Here is an 8,687-nt window from a genome sequence, read left to right on the forward strand (position 1 = left end):
GAGAGAACCTCTACATCTACGGCCGCTATTTCGGCCTTCCCGGAAAGGTGTGCGCGCAGAAGGCCGACGAGCTCCTCGCGTTCGCCGCGCTCGAAGACAAGGCGCAGAGCAAGGTCGACGCTCTGTCCGGCGGCATGAAGCGGCGCCTCACGATCGCACGCGGGCTCATCAACGATCCGCGCATCCTGCTGCTCGACGAGCCGACGACCGGGCTCGACCCGCAGGCCCGCCATGTGCTGTGGGACCGCCTGTTCCGCCTCAAGGAGCGCGGCACGACGCTCGTGCTCACCACGCACTACATGGACGAGGCCGAGCAACTCTGCGATCGCCTGATCGTCGTCGACAAGGGGCGCATCATGGCCGAGGGCACCCCCGCCTCGCTCATCCGCGAGCACTCCAGCCGCGAGGTGCTCGAGGTGCGGTTCGGGTCCGACCGAAACGAGCAGGTCGCGCCACAGCTGCAGGGCATCGGCGACCGGGTCGAGGTGCTGCCCGATCGCGTGCTCGTCTACGCGAACGACGGCGAGGCGGCGCTCGAGCAGGTCACCCAGCGCGGGCTCCACCCGGTGACGAGTCTCGTGCGCCGATCGAGCCTCGAAGACGTGTTCCTCCGCCTGACGGGAAGGTCGCTGATCGAATGAGCGACGAGCTTCCCGGCGCCGCCGGCGGAGAGCGGATGCCTCGTCCCGTCGCCGTCGCCGACCTCACTCTCGACGAGCTCCGCGCCGAGGCGATGGAGTGGGGCCGCAAGCCGCGCGGCCTCGGCTCCTTCTACGTCACCGAGCACATGGTGCGGGCGATGCGCGCCTACGGCTGGACGATCATCGTCGGGGCGCTCGGTCAGCCGGTGCTCTACCTGCTCGGACTCGCGGTCGGTCTCGCGGCGCTCATCGACGCGCCGATCGACGTCGGCGGCGAGCAGGTGCCGTACCTCGTGTTCGTCGCCCCGGCTCTGCTGATGACGTCGGCGGTCGCTGTCGCGTCCGAGGAGTTCACGTACCCCGTGATGGCCGGCTTCAAGTGGCGTCGCTACTTCTACGGGTTCAACGCCTCGCCGTTGTCCTCCGGCCAGATCGCGAACGGCGTCGTCGCCGGCGCCGGGGCACGCATGGCCGTGACGGTGGTGTTGTACTTCGTGTTCGTCGTGCTCTTCTTCGCCTGGCTGCAGCCCGACGCGACGCGACTCGGAACCGCCTGGCTGGCGCCGATCATCGCCCTTCTCGGTGGGCTGGCCTTCGGCATTCCGCTGATGGCATACGCCGCGTCGATCGAGGATGACAAGGGCCAGTTCGCCATGGTTCAGCGCTTCATCTTCATGCCGATGTTCCTGTTCTCGGGCACGTTCTACCCGCTGGCGACGCTTCCGCTGTGGCTGCAGTGGATCGGCTGGGTCTCGCCGCTGTGGCACGCCACCGAGCTCGGCCGGGTCGTGACCTACGGGCAGCCGACGCCGCCGATCATGATCGTCGTGCACGTGATGTACCTGCTCGTGCTGTCGATCGGCGGACTCGTCGTGGCGCGCCGGTTGTTCGAGCGGAGGCTGGCCAAGTGACCGCGGTGACGACCGAGACGCCGACGCGGGTCGGCGGGGTCCGGGCGCTCTGGGCCGGCAATCCCCAGTCCGTGGTTCAGCGTGGACTGATCGCGGCGCGCTCGTCGAGCTGGATCATCGTGTTCTCCGGATTCTTCGAGCCGGTGTTCTACCTGCTGTCGATGGGCATCGGCCTCGGATCCCTGATCGGCGAGGTCGAGACATCCGGCGGCACCGAGGTGTCGTACGCCGCTTTCATCGCTCCCGCCCTCCTCGCGGTGTCGGCCATGAACGGCGCGATCTACGACTCGACCTGGAACGTCTTCTTCAAGCTCAACTACGGCAAGCTCTACGAGGGCATGCTGGCCACCTCGCTCGGCCCGCTCGACGTGGCGCTCGGCGAGATCCTCTACGCCTTGCTGCGCGGGCTGCTCTACGCGACCGGATTCATGATCATCATGCAGGTGCTGGGGCTCAACCTGGCGTGGACGGCGATCCTCGCGATCCCGGCGGTGCTGCTGATCGCGTTCGGGTTCGCGAGCCTCGGCATGGCCGTGACGAGCTACATGAAGACCTTCCAGCACATGGACTGGATCAACTTCGTGCTGCTGCCGATGTTCCTGTTCTCGGCGACGCTGTACCCGATCTCGGTCTACCCGGAGTGGATCCAGACCATCATCATGGCCTTCCCGCTGTGGCATGGGGTCGAGCTCGTGCGGGGCCTCACCACCGGTGTGCTCTCGCCCGCGATGTGGTGGCACGTCCTCTACTTCGTCGTGATGATCGCGATCGGCCTCGTCTTCACGACCAAGCGGCTGCGCGCCCTCTTCCTGGACTGAGCCGCGCGCGGCGCGGTGACGCGCAGCGGAGGTCGCTCCAGCCGAAGGGCCCTTCGTCGGGCGGCCCGCCGCCGCGCGCGTGAGTACGGCGTCGACCTCGTGTCACGCGAAGCGCGGGTGCCCTCCCTCCCAGCCCGGCATTCCCGTGACACGGGTCAGCGCGACGTCACGCGGATGGCCGTTCGGAGCTTCACTGCCCGGCATTCGTGCGACGTGGGGTGCCGGCTGCTCCCGGGCGGGGCGGGTGAGGGCGCCGGTGCGCAGATCGGCGGAGATGCGCACGATGACGGAGGGGATCCCCGCGAAGGATCCGTGATCCTGCACATCTCCGCAGTTCTGCGCATCGCAGGCACGCGAAGAGCGACGGATGCCGCGACCCGGCCGGGCCGCGGCATCCGCTCGTGCGCGACTGGCGTCAGAGGGAGCCGGTCGCTCCGGCGCCGAGGTCGGCGTCGTAGTCGATGTCCTTCGTCTCAGGCGCGAGGAGCAGCGCGATGAAGGTCAGCACGCCCATCGCCGAGAGGTAGAGTCCGACCAGCCAGGGGCTGCCGCCCGATGCCGCCCACAGGGCGACCGCCACGATCGGGGCGAGTGCCGCGCCGAGGATCGACGACAGGTTGTACGCCACGGCCGAGCCGGTGTACCGGACGTTCGTCGGGAACAGCTCGGGCAGTACGGCGCCCATCGGGCCGAATGTCGAGCCCATCAGCATGAAGCCGAAGATGAGGAACGCCTGCGCGAGAGCACCGGTGAACTTCGGATCCGCCTGCGGGAGCAGGAAGAGGTTGAACGTCAGACCGAACACGATGATCAGTCCGGTCACCCAGAGCAGCAGCTTGCGGCGGCCGATCGCGTCGGCGATCGGGCCCGACAGCAGCGTGAAGATGCCGAAGAACACCACGCCGATGATCTGCATGATGACGAAATCGGTGTAGCCGAAGCCGAGTCCCGGATAGAACTGGGCGGCGAACGCGGCCGCGTCGAACGGTTTGCCGGATGCCTCTGCCGCGGCCTGCGCAGCCGCCGAGGCCGTCTCGAGGTCGGCCGCCTTCGTGCCGTACGACAGCGTGAAGTTCGTCATCAGGTAGAACAGCACGTACGTGGCCAGCATGATGAACGTGCCGAGGATGAGGTGCCACCAGTGGCGGCGGACGACCGCAGCCAGCGGGAACCGGCGGATCACGCCCTTCTGCTCCGCCTTGACGAAGGTCTCGGACTCCACCAGGCGCAGCCGCACCCACAGGCCGATGATCACCATGACAGCCGAGAACAGGAACGGCACGCGCCAGCCCCAGGCGAGGAACTCCTCGGAGCGCTGCCCGGCCCCGTCGGGATGCGGCAGCAGGAAGTTGATCGCGAGGAACACCGAGTTGGCGATGATGAAGCCGAGCGGTGCGCCGAGCTGGGGGAAGGTGCCGTACCAGGCGCGCTTGCCGGCGGGCGCGTTCTCGGTCGCGACCAGCGCTGCGCCGGACCACTCGCCGCCGAGCGCGAAGCCCTGCGCGAGCCGCAGGATGAGCAGGAGGAGCGCCGCCCACCAGCCGATCGCCTCATAGGTGGGAAGGCAGCCGATGAGGAACGTCGCGATGCCCATCGTCAGCAGCGATGCGACGAGAGTCGCCTTGCGGCCGAACCGGTCGCCGAAGTGACCGAACACGATGGCGCCCAGCGGGCGCGCGATCATCGCGGCGCCGAAGACGCCGAACGAGGCCAGCAGCGCGGTGGTGTCGTTGCCGGTGGGGAAGAACAGGATCGGGAAGACCAGCACGGCGGCGGTCGCATAGACGTAGAAGTCGTAGAACTCGATGGTGGTTCCCACGAGGCTCGCCGTGATGACACGGGAGCGGGGATTCGCGGGGGCGGTCGCCGAGACGGCGGGGGCAGTGGGGGAGGACATGAGCAAACCTGTAGAACGCGAAGCGGAGCATCCTCGTGGGATGGGAGGTGGGCGGCCACTGGCGCGGGGTGACGCGTCAGGCGGCGCTGCGCTGGGTCACCGGGCGCTCGGGTCCGTTCACCCGGGCACGAGAATCGAGTCTAATCGCGCCCCGCGAGGGTCGGCGCGGAACGGAGAAAGAGCGGATGCCGCGACCCGGCGAGGTCGCGGCATCCGCTCTTTCTTCGTGGGGTGGGTCAGCGCCAGAGCACCGCGATCGCGGCGTTCGCGAGGGTCAGCACGCCGATCGACCAGAAGACCGGCGGCGGCACCTTGCCGGTCTTGCGCTGGCGCCCGGCGCCGATGCCGAGCAGGGCGCCGATGACGATGAGGATCACGAGCTTCACGCCGATCTTGACGTAGTTGAGCTCGTACTCGATGCCCCACGGCGCCGCGAGGATGAGGCCGGCGACGGCCGCGATCGCGAGGCCCCAGTTCATGAGGCGCGTGATGCCGCGGTGGCCGTTGACGAGCTCGACGACCCACGCGCCGAAGAGGATCGCGAAGCCGACGAGGTGGAACAGCAGGACGAGGTGGCGAAGGAACTCCATGGTCGTGAGGCTAGGCCTGCCCGCGCGGATGCGCCAGCAAGGCGCCCCTCACTCGCTGTGCCGGCTCACTCGCCCCGCAGCTCGCGCAGCACCAGCGCCGTGCGGATGGCGGCGTCGGCGGCCTCGTAGCCCTTGTCCTCCTCCGAGCCGGGAAGACCGGTGCGGGCGATGCCCTGCGCCTCGTCGTCGAGCGTCAGCACACCGAAACCGACCGGCTTGCCGGTGTCGAGCGCGACGCGAGTGAGGCCGTCGGTCGCGGCCGACGAGACGAACTCGAAGTGGGGTGTGCCGCCGCGGATGATGACGCCCAGCGCCACAACGGCGTCGGCTCCCGCCTCGAGTGCCGTCTTCGCCGCGACCGGAAGCTCGAACGAGCCCGGAACACGCACGAGCCGCCAGGTCGCGCCCGCTGCGTCCAGCGCACGCTTCGACCCGGCGATGAGACCGTCGCTGATCTCGTCGTGCCACGTCCCCGCGATCACGACGACGTCGAGGCCCGACGCGTCGACCGGCTCGGCTGCCTGGGGTGCTCCCTTGCCGCTCAACGCTCGGCTCCTTCGTGCATCTGCGCGAGAGCGTCGGCGAGGTCGGCCTCGTCGATGATGTGGCCCATGCGATCCCGCTTGGTGGTGAGGTACTGGTGGTTGTTCGGCCCGACGCCCACGAGCAGCGGAACCTGCTCGACGATGTCGAGGCCGAATTCGCGCAGCTGCTTGACCTTGTCGGAGTTGTTCGTCAGCAGGCGAACCTTGTCGACGCCGAGATCGGCGAGGATGCCGGCTGCCGCCGCGTAGTCGCGCGCATCGGCCGGCAGCCCGAGGGCGAGGTTGGCGTCGACGGTGTCGAGGCCGCGCTCCTGCAGCGAGTACGCGCGCAACTTGTTGATGAGACCGATGCCGCGGCCTTCGTGCCCGCGCATGTAGATGACGACGCCGCCGTCCTGCTCGATCGCGTCGAGCGCGGCATCCAGCTGCGGACCGCACTCGCACTTGAGGGAATCGAACGCTTCGCCCGTGAGGCACTCCGAGTGCACGCGCACGAGCGGCGCCCCGGTGATCTTGCCCGAGATGACCGCGAGGTGGTCGGTGCCGGTGACGCGGTCCTTGTAGGCGAGGAAGCGGAACTCGCCGTGCGCCGTGGGCACGAGCGCCTCGGCGCGCAGGCTCACCCGGCGCTTGTGCGCGGAGTGCGTCGTCGCCTGCACCGGCTCGTGCTCCTCGAGGTAGGCGATGAGCTGCTCGATCGTGATGACCGGCACGTCGTCGCGCTCGCCGAGCTCGATCAGCCCGGGAAGGCGCATCATCGAGCCGTCCTCGGCCACGACCTCGGCGATCGCCCCCACCGGCTGCACTCCGGCGAGGCGCATGAGCTCGACCGCGGCCTCGGTGTGGCCACCGCGCTCGCGCACTCCGCCGTCGACGGCGCGCAGGGGCAGGATGTGGCCCGGCCGGATGACGCTCGTGGGCGCCGAGTCGGGGTCGGCCAGCACGTTGAGCGTGTGCGCGCGGTCGGACGCGCTGATGCCCGTCGACTGGCGGTCGGCGGCGTCGACGCTCACGGTGTAGGCCGTTGCGCGGGCGTCCTGATTGACCTCGACCATCGGCGGAAGGTCGAGGCGATCCGCCCACTCGGCCGGCATCGGGGCGCAGATGAAGCCGCTCGACCAGCGCACGGTCCAAGCGATCCACTCGGGCGTGGCGAGCTGTGCCGAGAGCACGACGTCACCCTCGTTCTCGCGGTTCTCATCGTCGGCGACGATGACGGGCCGCCCGGCGCGGATCGCGTCGAGGGCCTCGGGAATCGTGGAAAGGCTCATTCGGAGCCTCCTTCCGTCGGTGCGGCCGCAGCCGCAAAGGTCAGCAACCGCTGAACGTGGCGGGCGAGGATGTCGGTCTCGAGGTTCACCCGGTCGCCCGCCGCGCGGGAGCCCAGGCTCGTCGCAGCGAGGGTCTCGGGGATGAGCGAGACCTCGAACCAGTGCACACCGTCGGCAGGGGCGGCCGGGCTCGCGTCACTGACGGTGAGCGAGACGCCGTCGACCGCGATCGAGCCCTTGTCGACCACGAGCGGGGCGAGGTCGGCGGACAGGGCGATGCGCAGCACGCTCCACTGCGCTCCGGGGCGCACCTCGAGCACCTCGCCGGTGCCGTCGATGTGGCCCTGCACGATGTGACCGCCGAGGCGGCCGTGTGCGACCGTCGCTCTCTCGAGGTTCACCGGAAGTCCGGCCGCGACCCCTTCCAGCGTCGACATGTCCAGCGTCTGGCGCATCACATCGGCGGTGAACCAGTCGGCGCCCTGGTCGACGACGGTGAGGCAGACGCCGCTCACCGAGATCGAGTCGCCGTGCGCGGCATCCGACACCGCCTTCGGCGCGCGCACCGTGAGGCGCACACCGTCGCCAGACGGCTCGACGGCGGTGATCTCGCCGATCTCCTCGACGATTCCGGTGAACATCAGGTGTCTCCTTCGATGGCGGGGGAGGCGACGAGCAGCAGGTCGTCGCCGAGGCGTTCGACGTCGGTGAGCGTGAGGCGCACGGCCTCGCCGATCGACGTCACGCCGATGTCGCGCAGCGCGAGCATGTCGCCGCCGAGCAGCGCGGGTGCGACGTAGACGAGGAACTCGTCGGCCACGCGCTCGCGCACGAACGATGCGGCCACGGCGGGTCCGCCCTCGACGAAGACGCGGTGCACGCCGCGATCGCGCAGGTCGGTGAGCGCGGCGCCGAGGTCGCCCGGATACTGCACGAAGCCGAGCGGATGCCGCCGCACGGCCGCGTCGCCGGGCACGGCGCGTTCGCCGAGCACGACGGGAAGAGGCTGGGCCGGGAGCAGCGAGCCGTCCTCGGCGCGCGCGGTCAGGGCGGGATCGTCCGCCAGGAGGGTGCCCGTGCCCACGACGATCGCGTCGGCCTGTGCGCGCCGGCGGTGCACATCGGCGCGGGCCGGTGCCCCGGTGATCCACTGGCTCGTGCCGTCCGCGGCGGCGGCGCGACCGTCGAGGGTCTGGGCCCACTTCACGGTGACGTGCGGTCGCCCGAGTCGCTGCACGGTGAGCCAGGAGTCGAGCAGCGCGTGCGCCTCATCGGCGAGCACTCCCGACTCGACCTCCACACCCGCGGCGCGCAGGCGCTCCGCGCCACCGCTCGAACCCGGGTTGGGGTCGTCGATCGCGTAGACGACGCGCGCGACACCCGCCTCGAGGAGCGCCTCGGCGCACGGCCCGGTGCGGCCGTGGTGGTTGCACGGCTCGAGCGTCACGATCGCAGTCGCCCCGCGCGCGGCGCCGGACTCGAGCTGCGAGAGTGCGGCGACCTCCGCGTGCGGGGTGCCCGCTCCACGGTGCCAGCCCTCGGCGATGACGTGTCCCTCGGGCGACAGCAGTACAGCGCCCACCTGAGGGTTGACCCCTCGCGGGCCGCGCAGCGCGAGCGCGAGAGCGCGACGCATCGCGTCGTGCTCTGCCGTCGTCGCGGTCATCCGTGTCCTCCGTCTTCACCTCGCGGTGTCCGGGGTCACGGGAAGCCGGCGGCATGCATGATGACGCCCGTGCTGCCTCCCATCCGGACTAGCGACGATCGCTCGTCGCATCACCGTCGGTTCCGGAATTCCACCGGATCGGCCGTGGCGGCATCCGATCGGATGCTGATGCCTTGGCTCGCGGACTTTCACCGCCGGTTCGGATTCTCACCGACCCCGGAGCACGTTGATGCTCTCGATTGTAGTCAACGCGGCATCCACCGGTTCATTCCATGTCGGTGCATGAACATCCGGGTCGCATCAGCCGGTCAGTGCGCGCGCGACCGCCTCATCCACCACGAGGTCGGT

At 69.7% G+C, this 8,687-nt stretch carries 9 protein-coding genes; 3 read left to right on the top strand and 6 right to left on the bottom strand.

The features are described 5' to 3' along the window. From ACE3O1_RS13295 to ACE3O1_RS13305, 3 genes are all read left to right on the top strand, one after another. Nucleotides 1-641, top strand: a 641-nt coding sequence (locus tag ACE3O1_RS13295) for an ATP-binding cassette domain-containing protein (RefSeq protein WP_374315805.1), incomplete at its 5' end; no start/stop codon positions are given. Further along, nucleotides 638-1,552 (top strand): ABC transporter permease, encoded by a 915-nt coding sequence (locus tag ACE3O1_RS13300; protein ID WP_374315807.1) that lies wholly within the window; start codon nucleotides 638-640, stop codon nucleotides 1,550-1,552. The genes ACE3O1_RS13295 and ACE3O1_RS13300, both read left to right, overlap by 4 nt. 5 nt (nucleotides 1,553-1,557) lie before the next feature. After that, a complete protein-coding gene (locus tag ACE3O1_RS13305) occupies nucleotides 1,558-2,370 on the top strand; it encodes an ABC transporter permease (protein ID WP_374315821.1) in 813 nt (270 codons plus the stop codon). 415 nt (nucleotides 2,371-2,785) lie between these two features. Here ACE3O1_RS13305 and ACE3O1_RS13310 read toward each other — a convergent pair whose 3' ends face one another. The 6 genes from ACE3O1_RS13310 to ribD form a co-directional block, all read right to left on the bottom strand. Further along, a complete protein-coding gene (locus tag ACE3O1_RS13310) occupies nucleotides 2,786-4,267 on the bottom strand; it encodes an MFS transporter (protein ID WP_374315809.1) in 1,482 nt (493 codons plus the stop codon). A gap of 236 nt (nucleotides 4,268-4,503) precedes the next feature. Beyond that, entirely contained in the window at nucleotides 4,504-4,857 is a 354-nt protein-coding gene (locus ACE3O1_RS13315) for a Fe-S protein (RefSeq protein ID WP_374315811.1), read from the bottom strand. Nucleotides 4,858-4,922: 65 nt separating this feature from the next. Continuing rightward, nucleotides 4,923-5,402 carry a 6,7-dimethyl-8-ribityllumazine synthase gene (ribH, locus tag ACE3O1_RS13320; RefSeq protein WP_374315813.1) on the bottom strand — a complete coding sequence of 160 codons (480 nt, stop codon included), beginning with the start codon at nucleotides 5,400-5,402 and terminating at the stop codon, nucleotides 4,923-4,925. Further along, the gene (ribA, locus tag ACE3O1_RS13325) at nucleotides 5,399-6,673 is read right to left on the bottom strand and encodes a GTP cyclohydrolase II (RefSeq protein WP_374315815.1); all 1,275 of its coding nucleotides are present in this window, start codon (nucleotides 6,671-6,673) and stop codon (nucleotides 5,399-5,401) included. The genes ribH and ribA overlap by 4 nt, the downstream gene beginning before the upstream one ends. Beyond that, nucleotides 6,670-7,314, bottom strand: coding sequence for a riboflavin synthase (locus ACE3O1_RS13330; RefSeq protein ID WP_374315817.1), 645 nt, complete (start codon nucleotides 7,312-7,314; stop codon nucleotides 6,670-6,672). Before ACE3O1_RS13330 ends, ribA begins: the two co-directional genes overlap by 4 nt. Beyond that, nucleotides 7,314-8,339, bottom strand: a complete 1,026-nt coding sequence (gene ribD, locus ACE3O1_RS13335; protein ID WP_374315819.1) for a bifunctional diaminohydroxyphosphoribosylaminopyrimidine deaminase/5-amino-6-(5-phosphoribosylamino)uracil reductase RibD — start codon at nucleotides 8,337-8,339, stop codon at nucleotides 7,314-7,316. The genes ACE3O1_RS13330 and ribD overlap by 1 nt, the downstream gene beginning before the upstream one ends. Nucleotides 8,340-8,687: the final 348 nt, after the last annotated feature.

Source organism: Microbacterium sp. (assembly GCF_041909575.1).
In the GTDB taxonomy this organism is placed as follows: domain Bacteria; phylum Actinomycetota; class Actinomycetes; order Actinomycetales; family Microbacteriaceae; genus Microbacterium.